This window comes from Blautia sp. LMAG:89 (genome assembly GCF_008679485.1).
In the GTDB taxonomy this organism is placed as follows: Bacteria; Bacillota; Clostridia; order Lachnospirales; family Lachnospiraceae; genus Blautia_A; species Blautia_A fusiformis.
Genome location: NZ_NANC01000003.1, coordinates 289,718 through 311,276 on the forward strand (window position 1 = coordinate 289,718; position 21,559 = coordinate 311,276).

At 45.8% G+C, this 21,559-nt stretch carries 21 protein-coding genes and 1 pseudogene; all 22 read left to right on the plus strand.

Translation table 11 applies throughout. The features are described from left to right. Positions 1-90: 90 nt before the first annotated feature. The 22 genes and pseudogenes from CCC70_RS01565 (at position 91) to atpG (ending at position 21,557) form a co-directional block, all read left to right on the plus strand. Positions 91-1,677 (plus strand): ABC transporter substrate-binding protein, encoded by a 1,587-nt coding sequence (locus CCC70_RS01565; protein WP_278603402.1) that lies wholly within the window; start codon positions 91-93, stop codon positions 1,675-1,677. 25 nt (positions 1,678-1,702) lie between these two features. After that, positions 1,703-3,652: a dipeptide ABC transporter ATP-binding protein gene (locus tag CCC70_RS01570; RefSeq protein WP_278603401.1), complete on the plus strand. Its 1,950-nt coding sequence runs from the start codon at positions 1,703-1,705 to the stop codon at positions 3,650-3,652. A gap of 132 nt (positions 3,653-3,784) precedes the next feature. Beyond that, a complete protein-coding gene (nikB, locus tag CCC70_RS01575) occupies positions 3,785-4,729 on the plus strand; it encodes a nickel ABC transporter permease (RefSeq protein WP_021977177.1) in 945 nt (314 codons plus the stop codon). Next, on the plus strand, positions 4,726-5,595 hold the full coding sequence (gene nikC, locus CCC70_RS01580) for a nickel transporter permease (protein WP_173739367.1): 870 nt from the start codon (positions 4,726-4,728) through the stop codon (positions 5,593-5,595). The genes nikB and nikC overlap by 4 nt, the downstream gene beginning before the upstream one ends. Positions 5,596-5,641: 46 nt before the next feature. After that, positions 5,642-7,198 (plus strand): ABC transporter substrate-binding protein, encoded by a 1,557-nt coding sequence (locus CCC70_RS01585; protein WP_278603400.1) that lies wholly within the window; start codon positions 5,642-5,644, stop codon positions 7,196-7,198. 1 nt (position 7,199) lies between these two features. Further along, the gene (locus CCC70_RS01590; RefSeq protein ID WP_270391249.1) at positions 7,200-8,003 is read left to right on the plus strand and encodes an ABC transporter ATP-binding protein; all 804 of its coding nucleotides are present in this window, start codon (positions 7,200-7,202) and stop codon (positions 8,001-8,003) included. After that, entirely contained in the window at positions 8,003-8,761 is a 759-nt protein-coding gene (locus CCC70_RS01595) for an ABC transporter ATP-binding protein (protein ID WP_278603399.1), read from the plus strand. The genes CCC70_RS01590 and CCC70_RS01595 overlap by 1 nt, the downstream gene beginning before the upstream one ends. A 158-nt stretch (positions 8,762-8,919) precedes the next feature. Beyond that, positions 8,920-9,414 carry a GNAT family N-acetyltransferase gene (locus tag CCC70_RS01600; protein ID WP_278603398.1) on the plus strand — a complete coding sequence of 165 codons (495 nt, stop codon included), beginning with the start codon at positions 8,920-8,922 and terminating at the stop codon, positions 9,412-9,414. Between the two features lie 84 nt (positions 9,415-9,498). After that, the gene (locus CCC70_RS01605) at positions 9,499-10,839 is read left to right on the plus strand and encodes an MBL fold metallo-hydrolase (protein ID WP_278603397.1); all 1,341 of its coding nucleotides are present in this window, start codon (positions 9,499-9,501) and stop codon (positions 10,837-10,839) included. A 189-nt stretch (positions 10,840-11,028) separates the two neighbouring features. Further along, positions 11,029-12,216 (plus strand): annotated as a pseudogene (locus CCC70_RS01610) (endonuclease Q family protein); the annotation flags it as partial. A gap of 189 nt (positions 12,217-12,405) precedes the next feature. Then, positions 12,406-12,873, plus strand: a complete 468-nt coding sequence (locus tag CCC70_RS01615; RefSeq protein ID WP_278603396.1) for a metallophosphoesterase family protein — start codon at positions 12,406-12,408, stop codon at positions 12,871-12,873. A gap of 272 nt (positions 12,874-13,145) precedes the next feature. Further along, positions 13,146-13,508, plus strand: coding sequence for a CidA/LrgA family protein (locus CCC70_RS01620; RefSeq protein WP_015525571.1), 363 nt, complete (start codon positions 13,146-13,148; stop codon positions 13,506-13,508). Further along, entirely contained in the window at positions 13,505-14,197 is a 693-nt protein-coding gene (locus CCC70_RS01625; protein ID WP_278603395.1) for an LrgB family protein, read from the plus strand. Before CCC70_RS01620 ends, CCC70_RS01625 begins: the two co-directional genes overlap by 4 nt. Positions 14,198-14,451: 254 nt before the next feature. Beyond that, positions 14,452-14,706, plus strand: a complete 255-nt coding sequence (locus CCC70_RS01630; RefSeq protein WP_059086214.1) for a hypothetical protein — start codon at positions 14,452-14,454, stop codon at positions 14,704-14,706. Positions 14,707-14,724: 18 nt separating this feature from the next. Beyond that, positions 14,725-15,711, plus strand: a complete 987-nt coding sequence (locus CCC70_RS01635) for a helix-turn-helix transcriptional regulator (protein ID WP_015525576.1) — start codon at positions 14,725-14,727, stop codon at positions 15,709-15,711. 276 nt (positions 15,712-15,987) lie between these two features. After that, a complete protein-coding gene (locus tag CCC70_RS01640) occupies positions 15,988-16,968 on the plus strand; it encodes a biotin--[acetyl-CoA-carboxylase] ligase (RefSeq protein WP_015525577.1) in 981 nt (326 codons plus the stop codon). Positions 16,969-17,159: 191 nt separating this feature from the next. Beyond that, positions 17,160-17,825, plus strand: coding sequence for a F0F1 ATP synthase subunit A (locus CCC70_RS01645; protein ID WP_084449196.1), 666 nt, complete (start codon positions 17,160-17,162; stop codon positions 17,823-17,825). Positions 17,826-17,888: 63 nt separating this feature from the next. Beyond that, positions 17,889-18,107 (plus strand): ATP synthase F0 subunit C, encoded by a 219-nt coding sequence (gene atpE, locus CCC70_RS01650; protein WP_021652814.1) that lies wholly within the window; start codon positions 17,889-17,891, stop codon positions 18,105-18,107. 50 nt (positions 18,108-18,157) lie between these two features. Continuing rightward, positions 18,158-18,658 carry a F0F1 ATP synthase subunit B gene (gene atpF / locus CCC70_RS01655; protein ID WP_022427145.1) on the plus strand — a complete coding sequence of 167 codons (501 nt, stop codon included), beginning with the start codon at positions 18,158-18,160 and terminating at the stop codon, positions 18,656-18,658. After that, a complete protein-coding gene (atpH, locus tag CCC70_RS01660) occupies positions 18,639-19,142 on the plus strand; it encodes an ATP synthase F1 subunit delta (protein ID WP_278603394.1) in 504 nt (167 codons plus the stop codon). The genes atpF and atpH overlap by 20 nt, the downstream gene beginning before the upstream one ends. Before the next feature lie 7 nt (positions 19,143-19,149). Then, a complete protein-coding gene (atpA, locus tag CCC70_RS01665; protein WP_021652816.1) occupies positions 19,150-20,658 on the plus strand; it encodes a F0F1 ATP synthase subunit alpha in 1,509 nt (502 codons plus the stop codon). 8 nt (positions 20,659-20,666) lie between these two features. Then, complete coding sequence (gene atpG / locus CCC70_RS01670; protein ID WP_015525580.1) at positions 20,667-21,557, plus strand: ATP synthase F1 subunit gamma; 891 nt, start codon at positions 20,667-20,669, stop codon at positions 21,555-21,557. The last annotated feature ends 2 nt before the right edge of the window (positions 21,558-21,559 follow it).

The following is a 21,559-nucleotide window of genomic DNA, read 5'->3' on the forward strand; positions in this document are numbered from 1 at the left end:
GCAGTCAAAAATATTTGAATACAAACCGTGATGAAGCATTCCGAAGTGTAGATAACCGGTTTGAAAATAAGGAAAGATGAGGAAAACAGAATGAAAAAGAGAACAGAAATCAACTATGGCAGAAAATATGCGGCGATAACACTGGCAGTAGTGACCGCAGCATGTACAGGAGCAGCTGCAGGCAGTGCGGTAACCGTAGCTGCGGCAGAAGAAAACAAAACTCTGGTATATGCAGGTGAGTCAGAAAGTACAATTAATCCCCTTCTGAATAACCATGATGAACTTCCGGATCTTATTTTTTCAGGACTGATGAAATATGATGCCAATGGAAAGCCGGTAGAGGATCTTGCAGAGAGTTATACCTTTGACAAGGATACCAATACCTATACTTTTAAACTTCGAGATGGTGTTAAGTGGCATGATGGAGAAGATTTCAATGCAGAGGATGTTGTATACACCTATAAGGAGCTTACAGAGGATGAAACCCTGGGAGCCAGCATCACCAGCAACTATCAGGACATTACAAGTATTGAGGCACCGGATGATCAGACTGTGATCTTTACACTGGATCAGTATGATGCTGCCATGCTGGATTACTTTACCATGGGAATCCTTCCAGAGCATCTTCTGGAAGGGGAGGACATGAATACTACATCCTTTAACCAGAATCCGGTGGGAACAGGCCGTTATAAATTTGAAGACTGGGATGCTACCGGCGGAATGATCACACTGAAACGAAATGAAGATTATTACGGAAAGGTTCCAAATATTGAAACCGTTGTATATCGTACAGTATCGGATGAGACTACAAAGGCAACCATGCTCCAGTCCGGTGAGGCGGATCTTGCATGGCTGAATTCCAACTATGCTTCTCAGTTCAAGGATAAGGACGGATATAATTACTGGGAGTTCACCACAGCAGATTACCGTGGAGCGGCCATGGATATGAGCACAGATTTCTGGAAGGAAAACGGAGATTCCATCGGCGTTCTGAATTATGCGCTGGATAAGGATTCCATTATTGCAGGTGTTCTTGCAGGACAGGGAGAGCCGGCATACAGCCCGATCCAGAGAAACCCTCTCGGAACAGATAAGGAAGCCAATATCTACTCCTATGATCTGGATACCTTTGCAAAGAAGATGGAAGAGCTGGGATGGAAAAAAGGTGATGATGGGATCTATGAGAGAAACGGACAGAAATTCCACTTTACCATCCAGGTACGTGATTACGAAGAAGAGCGTGTGGATATTGCCAATGTCATGTCTGATATGCTGAAGCAGGCTGGTGTGGAAATGGAAGTAAAGCTTGTTACCAAATTTGACTGGGATGCAGGATACAATGGATTTCTTGCCGGCTATGCAACACAGTTTGACCCGGATATGGCATATGTAAACTTTGTAACCGACGCAAGTGGAAACAACATGCATTATTCCAATGCAGATGTGGATAAATATCTTGAGGAAGGCCGTCACGGTGAGACTGAGGAAGCCAGAAAAGAAGCATATAGTGAATTCGAAAAGGCATATGCCAAGGCACCTGGAATCCTTCTGGTTGCTTATCTTCAGGGAGATTATGTAGGCGTTTCCGGACTTGACGGACTGGATACCACACGTGTTCTGGGACATCATTCCGTAGGTGTTATGTGGAATATTGAAGACTGGACCATTACAAAATAAGGAAAAGATCATGCAGGAAACCGTTTTGGAATTAAAAAACTATTCGGTAAGCTTTGACACACCGGACGGCGAGGTACAGGCCGTCCGGAATGTTGATCTCACGGTAAAAAAAGGAGAGATACTTTGTATCGTAGGTGAGTCCGGATGTGGAAAAACCGTTATGTGCCGTAGCGTGATGAAGCTTCTGCCACCGAATGCACATGTAAAAAGCGGAGAGATCAGTCTCTGCGGAGAGAATATCACAGCCTATAAAAGAAAAAAAATGGAAAAGCTGTGCGGAAGCAAGGTAAGCATGGTGTTCCAGGACCCTATGCTGACGCTGAATCCGACGATCCCGGTTGGCAAACAGATCACAGAGGCTATTATTAAAAATCAGAAAGTATCCAGGGATGAGGCGAAAAAAAGAGCTGTGGAAATGCTGAAGCTGGTAGGGATTCCGGATGCAGAACAGCGCTATGGCCTGCAGCCTCATTTTTTTTCCGGAGGAATGCGTCAGCGTTGTGTGCTGGCTATTGCACTGGCCTGTGATCCGGAAATATTATTTGCCGATGAGGCGACTACAGCATTGGATGCAACCGTGGAAGCAAGGATTCTGGATCTGCTTCTTGAGCTGAGAGAAAAAACAGGGATCAGTATTGTGTTCATATCTCATGATCTGGGAGCTGTTGCAAGGATCGCAGACAGAGTTGCAGTTATGTATGCAGGAAAGATCATTGAGATCGGGACAGCGGAAGATGTTTATTATGATCCCCGGCATCCTTATACCTGGGGACTTCTGTCTTCTCTGCCTGTATTTGCAGGTGAAAAAGGGGAGCTGAATCCGATCCCCGGAATGCCGCCCTCTCTTTTGAATCCTCCGCCGGGAGATGCGTTTGCCGTTCGGAATTCCCAGGCACTAGCAATCGATTATGAACAGACTCCTCCGATGTTTAAGGTCAGTGATACGCATTATGCAGCCACATGGCTTCTGGATGAAAGAGCTCCGAAAATAGAAAAGCCCTCCATTTTGAAGGAAAGATTACAGGAAAACAGCGGCCATAAACAGAAACCGGATAAAAAGGAAGTGCTATTTTTACAGAAAACAGAACAGAAACAGGCGCCTGTACTGATCGAAGCCAGAAATTTAAAGCAGCATTTCCGTATCCGTTCCGATTATACGATCCATGCAGTGGATGATGTTTCCTTCCGTATCCGGGAAGGTGAGATCATGGCACTGGTGGGTGAGACCGGCTGCGGAAAATCCACGACAGCCAGAACGCTTGCAGGAATCTACCGGCCTACAGGCGGGGAGATCTTTTATCAGGGAGAAAGAGTGCCGGATAAAAAGGATCCTTTCGGAATGCGGAAGAAAATGCAGACTGAGATCCAGATGATCTTTCAGGATTCGGGCGCTGCACTGAATCCCCGAATGAGCATACGGCAGATCATGCTGGAGCCTGTAAAGATCAGCCGCAGGATCCGTGACAGAGAAATTCTGGAGAACAGGCTTCGGGAAATCCTGAAGGAGACAGGACTGGATGAAAGCATTCTTTCGAAAAAGCCGGGAGAGCTTTCCGGCGGACAGAGACAGAGAGTTGCCATAGGAAGAAGCCTTCTCATGGAACCGCGTCTTATCATTGCAGATGAACCGATCGCATCGTTGGACATTTCTATCCAGGCACAGATCGTCATGCTTTTTAAAAAGCTTCAGCAGGAAAAAAGATTTTCTTTTCTTTTTATTGCCCATGATCTGTCCATGGTACGTTTTTTAAGTGATACAACAGGCGTGATGAAAAACGGAAAGCTGGTAGAAATGGCACCTACAAAAGAGCTTTTTGAAAATCCGCAGCATCCTTATACACAGTCCCTGCTTTCTGCGATCCATATCCCGGATCCGCTGGAAGAGAGAAAACGAAGGCTGATCGAGTATGAAGAGCCGCAGTCTCTTGGAGAGGGCTGGAAAGAATTATCCGCATGTCACTGTGTGAGAATATAAGAACATGATGGAATACATATGCATGACAAAATGGAATATGTAAAATCCCCCCGCCGGGGTTGTGGCAGAACAGCCGTGTTGTTAAACTTTTGTTATTCGAAATACTGAGAAACAAAGTGCGGAGAGGAAAATATGGGAAAATATATAATAAAACGGTTGCTGCAGCTGATCCCGGTCCTGATCGGGATCACATTTCTTTCTTTTGCCATGATGCGGCTTGCCGGCGGAGATGCAGTAACTTATATGTATGAAAATGCAGGCTCTGCAGTATCTCAGGAGGTCATTGATAATGCGAAGGCAGAATATGGCCTTGATAAACCATTCCTTGTACAATATGCTGCCTGGTTTGCGGGAATGGTAACCGGAGATATGGGAGAGAGCTATGTGTCTCACAGAGATGTCTATGAAACCTTTATTTCAAAGCTTCCGGCAACGATGATGCTGACTCTGTCATCGATCCTTCTTACAATTGTTCTTGCGATCCCGTTGGGAATCCTGTCAGCAGTAAAGCACAACAAATGGGTAGATTATCTGATAAGATTTTTAAGCTTTATCGGCAATTCCATGCCGAATTTTTTTGCTGCCATGGTCCTGATGTATTTTCTGTCCATCAGGCTGGGCGTTTTACCGGTAGTCACAAATACAGATCTCGGACAGAGTATTATTCTGCCGACACTGACACTGGCGATCTCCATGGCTGCAAAATATACCAGACAGGTGCGTGCCACGGTTCTGGAAGAACTGAATAAGGATTATGTGACCGGAGCCCGGGCAAGAGGGATCCGCAGTCGTGTGATCATCTGGAAGAGTGTAATGAAGGCTTCCATGCTGACGATCATCACACTGCTGGCTCTGTCCATCGGTAATCTTCTGGGAGGAACTGCCATTGTGGAAAATATCTTTATGTGGGATGGTGTCGGAAAACTGGCGGTAGATGCGATCACCATGCGTGACTATCCGATCATCCAGGCTTATGTGGCATGGATGGCGGTTATTTATGTTCTGGTAAATCTGGTGACAGATATTATTTACCACTATCTGGATCCGAGAGTACGACTTGGAGGTGACAGAGCATGAGTGGAAAAAATAATATCACAGTCCGGAAGCAGAAGATCCGGAAAAATCATACAAAAGCAAAGCTTGTCTTTTTTCTTGTGCTCACAGCATTGCTTCTGTTTGTAGCGGCATTTGCAAAATATCTCTGCCCTTATGATCCTTATGTCCAGGATCTGGCACTTGCCCAGAAACCGCCGGGACCGGAGCATCTGCTCGGGACAGACCGTTATGGAAGAGATATGCTTTCCCGTGTGATCATAGGAAGTACGACCAGTATTTATGCAACGCTGCTCCTGGTTGCGGTGATTACTGTGGTGGGAACGGCTATTGGTATTTTCTGTGGCTGGAAGGGCGGCAAAGCCGATACCGTTCTGATGCGTATCTCCGATCTGTTCCTGGCTTTTCCGGGACTGGTATTTGCCCTGGCAGTAGCAGGTGTTCTGGGAGGCGGTATCCAGAATGCGATCATTGCCCTGGCAGTGATCAGCTGGCCGAAGTTTGCGAGACTTGCCAGAGGGCTTACTCTGACTCAGAAGGACTCTGCATATCTTATGGCGGCGAAGCTTTCCGGAAGCAGTACAGGAAAGCTTCTGCTTAAACATATCCTTCCCAATATCGCAGGCCCCATCCTTGTTACGTCAGTTCTTGATATCGGAACCATGATGATGGAGCTGGCAGGACTTTCCTTTCTCGGGCTTGGGGTAAAGCCTCCAATGGCAGAATGGGGAAGTATGATCAACGATGGAAGAAGTATGCTGCAGATTTCACCGTGGATGGTACTTGCGCCGGGAATGGCGATTTTTATTACAGTAATGATCTTTAATCTTTTGGGAGATACGATCCGGGATTATATGGATCCGAAGGAACGAAACAGGAGAAGAGGATAACAGGCACTTATAAATAAGCATAACACAGAAAGTGAGAGCGGAGATTATGAAGAAAAAGATTCTGGCAGCAGTGCTTGCAGCGGCAATGGTCATGAGCATGACAGGAGTTTCGGCAGCAGCAAAAAGCAAAGAAAAGAGTGAAGGAACTACCTTTGTTTACGGAACTACCGGATATAGTGAAGAAATGGGAGATGCAGGATTAAACCCTCACGACAATTATTCCGGATGGAGCTGTCTTCGTTATGGCGTAGGAGAAACACTGTTTAAGTACAATGACAACATGGAGGTAGAGCCATGGCTTGCTACAGACTATGAATTTACAGACGATAATACAGTAAAGATCACCCTTCGTGACGGTGTGAAATTTTCCAGCGGAAGAACCATGGACGGAGAAGCGGTAAAGGAATGCCTGGAGGATCTGATCGCAAACCATGACCGTGCACCTTACGATATGAAGATCGATAAGATCGAAGCAGATGGAATGACAGTAACGATCCATACTTCCGAACCATGTCCGGCACTGATCAATTATCTCGGTGATCCATATGGTGCTATCATTGATATGGATTATGGCGTACAGGGAGAGGGCGGCTCTGCAAATGTGGCAGGAACAGGCCCTTATGTTGCAACAGAGGTATCTCCAACAGAGATTAAGCTGGTAAAAAATGAGGATTACTGGGGCGGAGATGTAAAGGTAGACAACGTTATCGTAAAATCCTTCTCAGACGGAAGTGCCCTGACAGCAGCATTACAGACAGGCGATATACAGGGAACCTATGGACTTCAGTATGATAACTATGCGCTTTTTGACGGAAGTCCGGATTATCAGATCAGCTCTGTAGCAACAAGCCGATGTTTCTTCGGACAGTTTAATATGAAGTCTGAACTGATGCAGGATCAGAATGTGAGAAAAGCCATTGAGATGGGAATTGATAAGGACGGCTTCTGCAGTGTGATCATGGAGGGACGAGGTGTTCCGGCAGTGGGAGCTTTCCCAAGCAGCTTTTCCTATGGAAACGATGCGGTGAAAGTACCGTCCTATGATCCGGAAGAGGCGAAAAAGCTTCTGGAAGAATCCGGATGGACAGATACGGATGGAGATGGCTATGCAGATAAGGACGGAAAGAAGCTGTCCATCACATGGCTGACCTATCCAACCCGTCTGGAACAGCCTAAGCTTGCAGAATATGCACAGTCCACTTTAAAGGACATCGGAATTGAGGTCGATGTCAACAATACAGCAGACCATGCGACGTATGCAAAGAATGGAGAATTTGATGTATATGTAAGCTCGCTTACAACTGCACCTACCGGTGATCCGGAATATTTCTTCACAAGTACAGTTGTATCTGATGCTGCCAAAAATTATGGCAAATACAGCAATTCGGATCTTGATGATATCGTAGCGAAGCTGCATGAGACCTTTGATACAGATGAGAGAGGCAAGCTTGCTGTGGAAGCACAGCAGACCATTCTGGATGATGATGCGTATTTCTTTGTTTCTCATCTGAATATGGGACTTGTGTCAAAGTCAAATGTATCAGGGCTGACTGCTCACCCATGTGATTATTACGAGATCACGGCAGATCTGGAAGTGAAATAAGATGGAATCATTGTTGAAGCTTGAGCATGTGACGATCTGCTACAACGGAGAACCGGTTGTACATGATGTGGATCTGGAACTGAATAAAGGGGAAATCCTGGGGGTGGTAGGCGAATCCGGAAGCGGAAAAAGTACCATCATCAAGGCAATCATGGGACTTTTGGGAAATGAAGGCATGGTGACAGAAGGAGATATCTGGTACAAAGGAAAAAATGTGGTGGATATGCCGGAAAAAGAATTACGCAGACTTCTGGGTCCTGAGATCGCCATGGTCTTTCAGGATTCAGGAGCAGCCCTTTGTCCCATCCGCACCGTGGGCGATCAGATTTATGAGAGTATGCGGGAGCATGAAAGGATCAGTCGTAAAGAGTGTGCGGAGCGCGCCGTCCGGATGATGGCTAAGATTGGCCTCAAGGATGGGGAACGTGTTTTGCAAAGTTACCCATTTGAATTGTCCGGCGGTATGAATCAGCGAGTGGGAATCTGTATTTCCATGCTGCAGAATCCGTCGCTTCTTCTGGCAGATGAGCCTACCAGTGCTTTGGATGTAACAGTGCAGAAACAGGTAGTTGAGGAAATGTTGCTGATGCGTCAGGAGTATGGAACTGCCATGATCGTTGTCACACACAATATTGGTGTAGTAGAAAAAATGGCAGACCAGGTTCTGGTCCTGAAAAACGGAGAAGTGAAAGAATACGGAAAAACAGCTCAGATCCTGACAGCCCCGAAAGATTCTTATACAAAAGAACTTATGAGTTCGGTACTTCGCCTGAAACGTACAGGCACCGGAAATGGAGGCAGATGATGGCAGAAAAAATCCTGGAAGTGCAGAATCTGAAAAAGACATTTTTATCCGGGAAAAAATCCTTCACAGCTGTGGAAGATGTGAGCTTTTTTCTGAACGCAGGAGAAGTTCTTGGAATCGTAGGGGAATCCGGTTCCGGAAAAAGTACAGTGGCAAAAATGATCACCCATCTGACGGATATTACAGATGGAAAGATTTTTTTCATGGGAAAAGATATCACACATGTGAAGGGAAAAGCTCTCCGGGAAACTTACCGGGAACTTCAGATGGTTTTTCAGACACCGGCAGAATCTTTTGACCCCAGATGCACTCTTGGGGACGGAATCGGGGAAAGTCTCCGGAATATGGGGATAAGTAAGAAGGAAACCAGGAACCGTGTGGAAAAGCTTCTGCTTACCTGCGGACTGACTCCGGAATATGCAGATCGGTATCCCCATCAGGTCAGCGGAGGGGAGTGCCAGAGAGCGGCTATTGCCAGAGCCCTGGCTGTGGAACCCAGAGTGCTGATCTGTGATGAAGCAACCAGCGCCCTGGATGTGACTGTGCAGAAACAGATCATGGAGCTGCTTCAGAAGTTAAAAAAAGAAAACCAGCTGTCCTTTCTTTTTATCTGCCATGACCTGGCCCTTGTCCAGCTGTTCTGCGACCGGGTGATCGTGATGCATGACGGACATGTGGAAGAGGAAGGGACACCGGAAGAGATCATTGAGCATCCGAAGACAGAGTATACGGAGCAGCTGATCAGGTCGGTGCTGTGATAATGACAGACAAAAACAAAAGAGCGAAGCCCTCAGTAGTGTGAAGACTGAGGGCTTTTTTGCAGGTTACACGTTGACGCATTTTCCCTCACCCGATATAATTAAAAAAGAATCGAAACCGGATGAAAACGGAATAAATATAGAGGAGACCACGAAAAATGGCAGAAAATTTACAGATCAGACTGGCAGATCCCGGTGAGGTGGATCGTCTGGCAGAGATCGAGGCAATCTGTTTTCCACCTGCGGAGGCAGCAAGTCATGAGGAAGTTGTGAAGCGTATGGGAGCATTCCCGGAGAATTTCGTTGTAGCAGTAAAGGATGAGCAGATCGTAGGCTTTATCAACGGAGGAACCACAGATAAACCAGTACTCCCGGATGAATTTTATCATGATATCACTCTTCACAGAAAGGACGGGGAGATCCAGACGGTATTCGGACTGAATGTGATCCCGGAATACCGTCATCAGGGGATCGCAGGAGAGCTTGTGGAATATTTCAAGGAGCTTGCGAAAGAGCGTGGAAAAAAAGCTCTGATCCTTACCTGCAAGGAGCATATGATCCCATTCTATGAGAGCCACGGACTGAAGAAGCTGGGTGTGGCAGATTCCTGTCATGGCGGGGCAACCTGGTATGATATGCAGATCTGGTTCTGAGAAATGAAGACAGTAACAGAAGAAAAAAGAAGAGTCAGCTGCAAAAACAAAGGTCAGCTGAATAAGAAACCAGAGGAAAAATAAATGAGAATACGAATGTACAATGTGGGGTTCGGAGACTGTTTCTGTATCCGTGACAGAAAAAGCAGCCTGCTTGTGGATTTCGGGGCAGCCAACAGCAAGATCGAAGGGCGGCCACGGAGAGAGGTCTTTGATGTGATCATCTCAGACCTTACCACTATCCGCAAAAAAAATCTGCTTCTGACACATTTTCATCCGGACCATGTTTCCGGATTGCTTTATATGATGCGTTACCGAAGAGATGCCTACGAATTTGAAAAGATCTATCTTCCGGATGTATTTTCCGGTCCGGAAATGAAATACACACTGGCGCTTCTGCTCCTTGCGGATGTGACAAAAAAGGCCAGTCTTCCCGGAAGACGTGTCAGCCTTTTTGCCCTTGCAGAAGCTCTTTGCGCCAAAAGGGTAAAGATCGACCTTTTATCCAGAGGCTCAGAGTTTGAAGGAAAATATACAGCGCTCTGGCCGGATCTCAGGGAAGTCAGCCGGGAAACGGAGGACGTATTTAATTCCCTGATCGAGAATCATGAAAACGCAATGACCGAGCTTGTGAACATTGCGGAGGAGGTACGTCAGCTGTTCCTGTCCATGACAGAGGAGATGCCGGAAGCAGAGCAGAAATCTGCTCCACTGTCTGAGGCATCTTTGGTGGAAGAGGATACAGAGGAATCCGAGCGCTCTTTGACAGGACAGACAGAGCCTGGTGGGGAAAACGAAGGATATACGCAGGAGAAGCTGGAGCTTATAATGGAAGATACAGGCGCAGCAGATGAGGATACAGCAGAGGTTCCGGAAGAAGCCGAAAAAGAGAGAGCACGTCGCCTTAAACCGGAAAAGCTGGAAAAGAAATTCCGTGAATTACAGGCAACCGAAGAATTTCAGGCACTTCTGGAAAGTGCGGAAAAACAGGGGCATTTTCTGCGTCAGTTCCGCCACAAGATCAGTCTGGCATTTCAGAATACCGGCGACGGAGAGCTGAATCTTCTGTTTACCGGAGATGTACAGCCACAGTACATGAGGATGATCGCAGAAAACTATGATGGGAGGATTCCGCTTCATGAGCATTACTGGTGTATCAAGGTACCACATCATGGTACGGAATCCCATTTCTTTGATTTCAGCAGCTTTTCCCCGGAGAATATGATGATCCCCAACGGAGCCTACTACGACAACAGCAAGAAGAAATCCAAGAATCAGCGCACTTCCATGCAGTACGGCGGTTTATTTTATATTAATGATGCGCATATGTATTGTTCCAACTGTGACTGCTGTGACAGCTATGAGAACGGATGCTCCTGCAGGGAGTATGACGTGATATCACCATCGTATTATAAAGATATCTGATCATGTTACAGATGGATTTCTGGTGAGTTATATACGATCCGGTCATTCATGCAGACAAAGAAGACGGTAATTTCTTTGTCTGCGTTTTTGTTAAAAAGACAGGATGTACATGTGGACAGAGGAAAAGATGATACAGGAGGAAAAGTTTTGAAACAGATCGCAGACCTGCACATACATTCCAGATATTCCATGGCAACCAGCAAAGATGGCACGCCGGAGATGCTGGATCTCTGGGCGCGGAAAAAAGGAATCACACTCCTTGGAACCGGAGATATGACACATCCCATCTGGCGGCAGGAGTTGAAGGCGAAGCTGATCCCTGCGGAACAGGGAATGTTCCGGCTGAAAGAGGAATATGTTTTGCCGGAGGCAGCGCATTATCCGGGAAAAGCACCCAGGTTCGTACTGTCCGGTGAGATCAGTTCCATCTATAAAAAAGGCGGAAAAACCAGGAAGGTGCACAGCCTGATCCTGCTTCCGGGATTCAATGAGGCAGATGCTTTTGCCGCAAGGCTGGAAAAGATCGGAAATATCCATTCAGATGGACGTCCTATTTTGGGGTTGCCCTGTCATGATCTTCTGGAAATGATGCTGGAGGTCAGTGAGGAGGGTATCTATATCCCCGCGCATATCTGGACCCCACATTTTTCCCTGTTTGGAGCGAAGTCCGGATTTGATACCATAGAAGAATGCTTTGAAGAACTGACACCTTACATCCATGCCCTGGAGACAGGACTTTCTTCAGATCCGGCGATGAATTGGCAGATTTCGGCGCTGGATGGCTATCAGCTGGTGTCCCATTCGGATGCACATTCACCGTCGAAGCTGGGAAGGGAAGCGGATCTTCTGGATATAGAGCTTTCCTATCAGGGATTGTGGGATGCAGTGCAGAACGGAAAAGGTCTTGAAGGGACGATCGAATTTTTTCCGGAAGAAGGAAAGTATCATTTCGACGGTCACCGGAAGTGCGGCGTGTGCCTGAGCCCGAAAGAAGCAGAGATGTATAACGGTATCTGCCCGGTCTGCGGAAAGAAGCTGACTATGGGTGTGGATCACCGGATCCTGCAGTTATCTGACCGTGACGAGAGTTCAGCGGCCATGCCGGAAAGCGGCCGCCCATATGAAAGCCTGATGCCGCTGCCGGAGGTGATCTCCGCCTGCATGGGATTTTCCACGGCAAGCAAAAAAGTTCAGGGACAGTACGAGGCGCTGCTTGAAAGACTGGGTGCAGAATTTACCATATTGAGAGAGGTTCCGCCGGAAGATATCCGAAAAGCCGGCGGAGAAGTTCTGGCGGAAGGCATCCGGCGGCTCCGTGCAGGAGAAGTGGTGCGGAAACCGGGATCTGACGGAGAATATGGAAAAATAGAATTGTTTTAAGCGAATCAGGTAAGTCCTCTGCGGGGTTGCGAATATCGGCTTGATCCAATTAAGAAAATTTCTGAAATGGTGTGAAAAGAAGCAGCTGTTAAATATTTATGTATTGTGAAGAGTATTGCCGGTCATAGCGTGAGCTGCAAAAGGTAAAAGGCGATAATGATAAAGGATTGGAGCAGGATAGAGATCATGAAAGAAAAAATCGGCATTATATCAGACACTCACGGTCTTTTGCGGCCTGAGGTACTGGAAACCTTAAAAGACTGTAAGTATATCCTCCATGCCGGAGATGTCAATAAAGATGAGATCCTGGATGTACTGCGTTCCATGGGGAATCTCTATGTGGTCCGTGGAAATAATGATAAAGACTGGGCGGAAAATCTCCGCACCAGTCTAAGCTTTACCATTGGCGGCGTGAAATTTTTTATGGTTCATAACAAAAAAGACGTTGCGTGGGAGTTGGGGGACACACAGGTGGTCATCTTCGGGCATACTCACAAATATTTTGAGAAGATGATTGATGGTAGACTGTGGCTGAATCCGGGAAGCTGTGGAAGAAGCCGTTTTGGCGGAGAGGTTACCATGGCGGTAATGACTGTGGAAGATGGCAAATATCAGGTGGAAAAAATCATTTTGGCGGAAAATTCCAGGAAATGATCAGAACCCTGTTTATAGATCCTTTTATGCAGATCCGTTTCTGTAGATTACTGGAATACGCTGATGCATAAAAGGATTTTTTGTATTTTATTGGATACAATCCTTGTAATTTTGGATTTGTAGCGTATAATAAAAAAACGTTTAAAACAAAAGTGGTCTTACCACTTTTGAAAAATTCGTTTGAGCGCAGACTGTGAACGCAGCTGCGTTCATGAGTATGCAGTAAAGCAAAATGTGAATATGCGCTTTACATGAATCAGGAGGGATGCAACATGAAGCATGTGCAGCAGTTTAGCATCATCCTGTTGATTTCCGTCATTGGAGAACTACTGAAAACCTTTCTTCCACTTCCGGTACCGGCCAGTGTCTATGGATTGATCATTATGCTGGTGGCTTTGCTCACAGGTATTCTGAAGCTGGATCAGGTCAAAGGTGCGGCAGATTTTCTGGTTGAGATCATGCCGGTGATGTTTGTGCCGGCTGGTGCGGGACTGATCACAGCCTGGAGTACTCTGAAACCGATCTGTGTACCGGTTCTCATCATGACGTTTATCAGCACGGTGATCGTAATGGTCGTAACAGGAAAAGTAACACAGGGAGTGATCCGTATGGGAAAGAGAGGAACTGAAAAATGATGGAATTCATAAAAAACTCCGCATTTTTCGGAGCAATGATAAGTCTGATCGCCTATGAGATCGGTCTGATCCTGAAAAAGAAGTTTAAAATGGCAATCTTTAATCCGCTTTTGATCTCGATCATCTGTGTTATCGGTGTTCTTTTGATCTTCCATATTGATTATGATGATTACAATGAAGGTGGAAAATATATCAGCTATCTGCTGACCCCGGCAACAGTCTGTCTGGCAGTGCCCCTTTATGAGCAGATCCATCTGCTGAAAAAAAATCTCAAGGCAGTGGCTGCCGGGATCTTTTCCGGAACGCTGGCCGGGCTTTGCAGCATTCTGCTTATGGCGAAATTGTTTGGCTTTGATCATCAGGAATATGTCACCATGCTTCCGAAGTCTATCACAACTGCTATCGGAATGGGTGTTTCCGAGGAGCTTGGCGGTATCGTGACCATCACCGTTGCCGTGATCATCATCACAGGAGTTCTGGGAAATATGCTCGCAGAGGTTGTCTACAAGATCGCAAAGATCGAGGAGCCGATCGCAAGAGGTCTTGGACTTGGAACATCTGCCCATGCTATCGGAACAGCCAAAGCCATGGAGCTTGGCCCGGTAGAAGGAGCCATGAGCAGCCTTGCCATTGCCGTAGCCGGATTGCTTACGGTTATAGGAGCGTCTGTGTTTGCGGGAATGATGTAAAAGCAGATATCATAGGATTTCAAATGTCCTTTCAAAGTGTCACATTTTACAAGTCTGTCGTTTACGGCAGGCTTTTTTTGTGGATCTTAAAGACGAACATATTTTTGTATAAAATAAACAAATGTTCGGAAAAACCATATTTGTACCGTTTTATTGGACTAAAAATGAGCTATAATGCAAATATACAGAAAATATGTTTGGAAAATATGTTCGATAAATCGTGAGACGAACATAGGACAGGGAGGATGGATCTTATGTGGAATACAGAGAGCAGCAGGAAGGCAGTATTGGCAGAAGGAAGATATGTAGAAGCTGAGAACGGACATTGCGGCAGACAGAAGCTTTCCTCAGGAATGGCAATGGTACTGGGCGCACTTCTTACAATGGAGATCATGCTTGGCGGGGCGATGCTGTTTAATTTTGATTTCCGCGGAGCAGATATCGTTGCTGTTGTATTGTCATTCATGGTATTATATTTTGCAGTGGTAGCATCACTGACAGACAAGTAGCAGAACGGAGGAGAAAGGATGCCAAGGGTCTTTAACCAGAAGATTAAAATTTTATATCTGATGCGCATTTTTCTGGAGCAGACGGACGAAGAGCATCCGATGTCTGTGAAGGAGCTGATCGCCTATCTGAATAGTCTGGGGATCAGTGCAGAGCGTAAAACTGTCTATGATGATATTGAAACCCTGCGGAATTTTGGAATGGATATCCTGAACCGGCGGGAGCACCCGGCCGGTTTTTATCTTGCCAGTCGGGAATTTGAGCTTCCGGAGCTGAGACTTCTGGTGGATGCAGTACAGTCCTCCAGATGTATCACCAATGGGAAATCCCGACAGCTGATCAGGAAGCTGGAGAGCCTTGCCAGTGTTTATGAGTCCAGACAGCTGCGGCGACAGGGATTTGCAGAGAATCGTATCCGGACTATAAACGAGAATGTGTATTACAGTATTGATATGATCCAGCGTGCATTAACTGAGGACAGGCAGATTTCTTTTCAATATTGTGAATGGACTGTGGAGAAGAAGCTGCGTCCGGAGAATGAGGGAGAACGATATTCGGTCAGTCCCTGGGGACTTGTATGGCAGAATGAGGAGTATTATCTGATCACTTACGACGAGAAGTGTGGAAGGGTTAAGCAGTATCAGGTAGATAAGCTCCAGCAGATCCGTATAGAGAAGGAGGTGCGACGCGGCAGAGAATTTTTTGAGAATTATGATATAGGGGAGCTGACATCCAGGACCTTCGGGATGTTTGGCGGCAGAGAAGTAACCATATGTCTGGAAGCACATAACCGCTTGGTCGGGGTGGTGCTGGATCGGTTTGGCAGAGATATTATGATACACAGGAAGGATCCTGAACATTTCAAAACACTGGTTCGTGTAAATATCAGTGACCAGTTCTTTGGCTGGATAGCCAGTCTTGGCCCGGATGCGGTGATCGCGTCACCGGATGAGGTTCGCGATAAGTACCGGGAATTTCTTGAGAAAAGTCTTTCTAATTACAAATGATAAATATATGATAAAGAAAATCTGTATATAATAAAGATTCAGGAAAATTCACTCCTGAGTCTGCAGGTTTTCAACAGAAATAATATATAAAAAAATAAATGAAAACAGACAAAAATGAGAAAAATCATATAATAGCTGCATCTGAAATATAAAAATAATATAGATAGCATATGTAAAAAAGATAATAGACATCGCGATGCTTAAGTGCTATAATGCTTTCGACTCTTAGGAGGGAATAAATTTTGCCATTTCAGGCAGATTACGGACGGTGAAGATATGACTGTAAAAGCAAGAATGCTGAAGCTTCTGGAGCAGCACGAGAATGAACTGATATCCGGAGAGGCGGCAGCAGCAGAACTAAACTGCACACGGGCAGCCATCTGGAAAGCTGTGAAATCCCTTCGTGAAGAGGGATATACCATAGAAGCTGGACCAAACAAAGGCTATGTGCTTCGAGGAGGCAGCCGTTTATCGGAAGAAGGAATACGGCTTTACCTCGATCATCCGGATGTCCCTGTAAAAATATACAGAGAACTGGATTCTACAAACCGGGCAGCCAAGGAGGCTGCATTTTCAGGAGAAGCAGGTCATGGTGCACTGATACTGGCGCGCAGACAGAAAAGCGGAAGAGGCCGAAGAGGCCGAAGTTTTTATTCTCCTGAAAATGCAGGACTTTATATGAGTATCGTTCTAAGACCGGACCGAACTCTGAAGGAAGGACTCCTGATCACTACAGCGGCGGCAACTGCAGTGTGCCGTGCAGTGAAGAAAATCTGCGGGATCGACCTTGGGATCAAATGGGTCAATGATCTGTATTTTCATAATAAGAAAGTGTGTGGGATACTGACAGAGGCTGTTACAGACTTTGAAAGCGGGAACATTGAGTTTGCAGTTGTAGGAATTGGTTTGAATCTGTATATGCCGGAAGATGGGTTTCCTGAAGATATACAGGAAACGGCTGGAGCATTATTTGAAAACAGGAATGACGCAGAGCATATAAACTGCAGTATTCTTGTGGCGGAGATCGTCAATCAGCTTCTCATGGAAGTGGAGACTCCGGGACTTTCCAGAGAATATACAGAAAATAATATCATTCCTGGAAACATGATCGTGATCACAGACGGACAGTGTACAAGGGAAGCTTATGCAGAATCCATAGCACCAGATGGAAGGCTTCTTGTGAGAGAACAGGATGGTTCAGAAACCCTGCTTTCTTATGGAGAAGTATCTGTACGCAGGAAGTCAGATCAAGGTTAATTGAAATGAATTGTATATTTTGTATAAAAAACAGATTCTTTTTTGTGCAAAACAGGCAAAAATAATATTGACATTCTGGAAATGCGGAGTAAAATAAAGTCAAGTACAAGGCGTGGTCATACCAATTATAAAAAGATACGATCAGCGCCAAGAGAAAAGGAGGGAGAAAAACGGGAGATTTATCAAGTACACTGGCAGAAGAACTAAACAGTAAGACAGCCTTTACCATTCCGGCGTTTGGTGGAATACCAATTGCAGAATGCGTGGTAGTCACATGGGTCATCATGGCGGTTCTTGTGATTCTGTCTCTGATCTTAGTTCGGAATCTCAGTGTGGAAAATCCGGGTAAGAAGCAGCTGCTTCTGGAGACCGGGGTAAGTTTTCTTCAGGATTTCTTCATGGGTATCCTTGGAGAAGAAGGCAAACAGTATGTGCCTTATTTGATGTCAACCGTAATTTACATCGGAATAGCCAATATCGCAGGCGTATTTGGTTTTACACCACCAACGAAGGACATGAATGTTACCATTGCGCTGGCGCTGATGAGCATTATTCTGATCGAGTATGCAGGCTTTCATAAAAGGGGACTGAAGGGTTTCCTGAAAAGCTTTGCGGAGCCGGTTCCGATCATGCTTCCGATCAACATTCTGGAAATAGCGATCAGACCTACATCTCTCTGCATGCGGTTGTTCGGTAATGTTCTGGGAAGCTTCGTAGTTATGAAGTTGCTGGAGTTTGTTTGTCCGGCCATTCTTCCCATACCATTCAGCCTGTATTTTGATTTCTTCGACGGATTCATACAGGCGTATGTATTTGTATTCTTAACATCCTTGTTCATTAAGGAAGCAATTGAGTAGTGAAGCGGAAGATCCGCTTGATCTAAAAATGAAAAAAATTGTATTTTACAGGAGGAAAAAACTATGTTAATCGCAATTGGTGCAGCTATCGCAGTTCTTACAGGTATTGGAGCAGGTATTGGTATCGGTCTTGCAACATCTAAAGCAGTAGAAGCTATCGCAAGACAGCCAGAGGCAGAGAGCAAGATCAGTAAAGCGCTTCTTCTTGGATGTGCTCTTGCAGAGGCAACAGCTATTTACGGTTTCGTAATCGGTCTTCTGATCATCATCATGCTTGGCTAATAGGTAAAGACGAGATACTAATTCAGGATTAAGAGAGGCAGGTGGACCAGGTGATTAAAATTGATATCAACCTTGTCTTTACTATTATAAACCTGATCGTTCTTTATCTTTTAATGAAGAAGTTCCTTTTCGGCCCGATCATTGGTGTTATGGAGAAGAGAAAAGCCATGATCGATGAGCAGTTTGCTTCAGCAGAGAAGACAACCACTGAAGCAAACCAGCTGAAAGGACAGTATGAGGATGCACTGAAATCTGCGAAGGAGGAATCCTTCAGTATTGTAGAGCAGGCTAAGGACGAGGCAAAAGTACAGGCAGACAGCATCGTGAAGAGAGCTAATGATCAGGCTGGTCAGATTCTTGAGAAAGCAAGAAGAGATATCAGTACTGAGCAGGAAGCTGCTATGAAAGCGATGGAAGGCAAAGTGGCTGAGCTGGCAATGGATGCAGCATCCAGAATCATGGGAAAAAAGAACGACGAAGCACAGGATATGTCCCTATATGACCAGTTTTTAGAAGGAGCAGGTGATCCTCATGACAGAGACGTCCATTAATTATGCAAAAGCATTATACGGTCTTTCTGTCCCGGGGGAGGCAATCTGCGAAACAGGAAAGATTTTTAAGAATACACCTGAGATAGGTAAAATGCTTGAAAATCCACTTGTTTCCCTCAAAGAAAAAGAACAGGTAATAGAGCGGGTTTTTCCGCAGGAAATGAAGAGTTTTCTTAAAGTAACGTGTAAGTATCAGAAGATTGACAGAATCGGAGAGATCCTTGAAGCTTATGATGCTTACAGCCGGGAACAGAAAGGAATTCTCAAGGCAGAGCTTCTTTATGTAACACGTCCTGCCGAAGAGCAGGAAAATAAGATGAAGGAGTTTCTCCGTAGCCAGTTTTCTGCCAGAGAAGTGGAACTTACCCTTACAGAGGATAAAAGCCTTGTAGGTGGATTTGTTCTCAGGGCAGGAGATCGTGAGTACGACTGGAGCCTCATCGGACGTTATAAGAAACTGAAACAGAAATTAACCCGGAGGTGAAATTGAATTGGGTGCAATAAATCCAGATGAAATCATTTCGATTCTCAAGGAAGAAATAAAGAACTATGACGAAATCAGCAAGGACCAGGAAGTAGGCACTGTCATCTCCGTGGGAGATGGTATCGCAACTGTTTATGGCATCGATCATGCCATGTACGGTGAGGTCGTGACCTTCGAGAATGGTCTGAAAGGTATGGTACAGGATGTCCGTGCCAACAGCATGGGATGTATTCTTTTCGGAAAGGATACAGGAATCAAGGAAGGCACCAAGGTTGCCAGAACTGGCAAGCAGGCAGGTATTCCGGTAGGGGATAAATTTATCGGAAGAATCGTGAACGCACTTGGTGAGCCTATTGATGGAAAGGGAGAGATCCAGGCAGAGGAATACCGCCCGATCGAGAACCCGGCTCCTGGAATCATCGACCGTAAGTCTGTAACTGTACCTCTGGAAACAGGAATCCTTTCCATTGATTCCATGTTCCCGATCGGCCGTGGACAGCGAGAGCTGATCATCGGCGACAGACAGACAGGTAAAACATCCATCGCAACCGATACGATCATCAACCAGAAAGGTAAGGATGTGATCTGTATCTATGTTGCCATCGGACAGAAAGCTTCTACCGTTGCAAAGGTAGTTTCCAATCTTGAAAAATACGGTGCAATGGAGTATACAACCGTATTCTCCGCAACAGCCAGCGACTGTGCACCGCTTCAGTATATTGCTCCTTATGCTGGTACTGCTCTTGCAGAGTATTTCATGTATCAGGGTAAAGACGTACTGATCGTATATGATGATCTTTCCAAGCATGCAGTGGCATATCGTGCATTGTCACTTCTGCTTGAGCGTTCTCCGGGACGTGAGGCATATCCTGGTGACGTATTCTATCTTCATTCCAGACTTCTGGAGCGTTCCAGCCGTCTGAGTGAAGAGGCAGGCGGCGGATCCATTACGGCACTTCCGATCATCGAGACACAGGCCGGTGATGTATCTGCATACATTCCTACAAACGTAATTTCCATCACAGATGGTCAGATCTTCCTGGAAAGTGATCTGTTCTTCTCAGGTATGCGTCCGGCAGTCAATGTTGGTCTTTCCGTATCCCGTGTTGGTGGTGCTGCACAGACCAAGGCTATGAAGAAAGCTTCCGGTAGTGTACGTATCGACCTGGCACAGTACAGAGAGATGGAAGTGTTCACCCAGTTCAGTTCAGATCTGGATGAGGCTACAACTGCACAGCTGAAATACGGAAGCTGTCTGATGGAGCTTCTGAAACAGCCGCTCTGCAGCCCGTTAAGTCTTCATCAGCAGGTAATTACTCTCTGCGTTGCGACTCACAAGCTGATGGTAGATGTAGAAAAGAAAGAGATCAAGAAATATCAGAAGGATCTTCTGGAGTACTTTGATAATGTATATCCTGAGATCGGCAAAGAAATCGAGACTACAAAGCAGCTCTCTGATGAGCTTGTAGAGAAAATCGTAAAGGCGGCAGAAGAATTCAGAGATAAGAGCAGGTAGGTGTTGATATGGCAAATGCAAAAGAAATACAGACTCGTATGAAAAGCATTCAGGACACCATGAAGATCACCAATGCGATGTACATGATTTCTTCTTCCAAGATGCAGAAGGCCAAGAAGATCCTGCAGGACACGGAACCATATTTCTATAATATGCAGGCTGCCATTGCCAGGATCCTCCGTCATATGCCGGACATCCAGCATCCTTTCTTCAGTGAGCGTCATCTTGTTCCGAAGGATGAAAGAAAGGTAGGTACCATTGTCATTACAGGTGATAAAGGTATGGCTGGTGCATACAATCATAATGTACAGAAAATGACAGAAGATTTCATGGAAGAGGTACCGGGACATCACAAGTTGTATGTCCTTGGTATGGTAGGGCGTCAGTATTTCGGCAAGAGAGATGTGGATATGGACGGCAGTTTTCATTATACCGTGCAGAAGCCGACTATGCACAGAGCACGCCTTATCACGGAAGAGATCGTACGGGCATTTCTTGAAAGAGAGCTGGATGAAATTCACATTGTCTATACACAGATGCTGAATGCGATGGCAATGGAAAATGTGAATATGCAGCTTTTACCGCTGAAAAAGGCTGATTTTAAGGTGGGTCAGATCCCGGCAGATATTTATCAGGAGGAGATCGTGTTATCTCCGTCTGCAGATGTGCTTCTGGATACTATGATCCCCAACTACCTTACAGGTGTGATCTATGGATGTCTTGTAGAGGCATATGCCAGTGAGAACAGTGCGAGAATGACAGCAATGCAGTCCTCTACAGATAGTGCGAAGGCGATGCTGAAGGATCTTTCCATTCAGTATAATCGTGCACGTCAGGCTGCGATCACCCAGGAGATCACTGAGGTTATCAGCGGTGCTAAAGCACAAAAAAGGAAGTGATG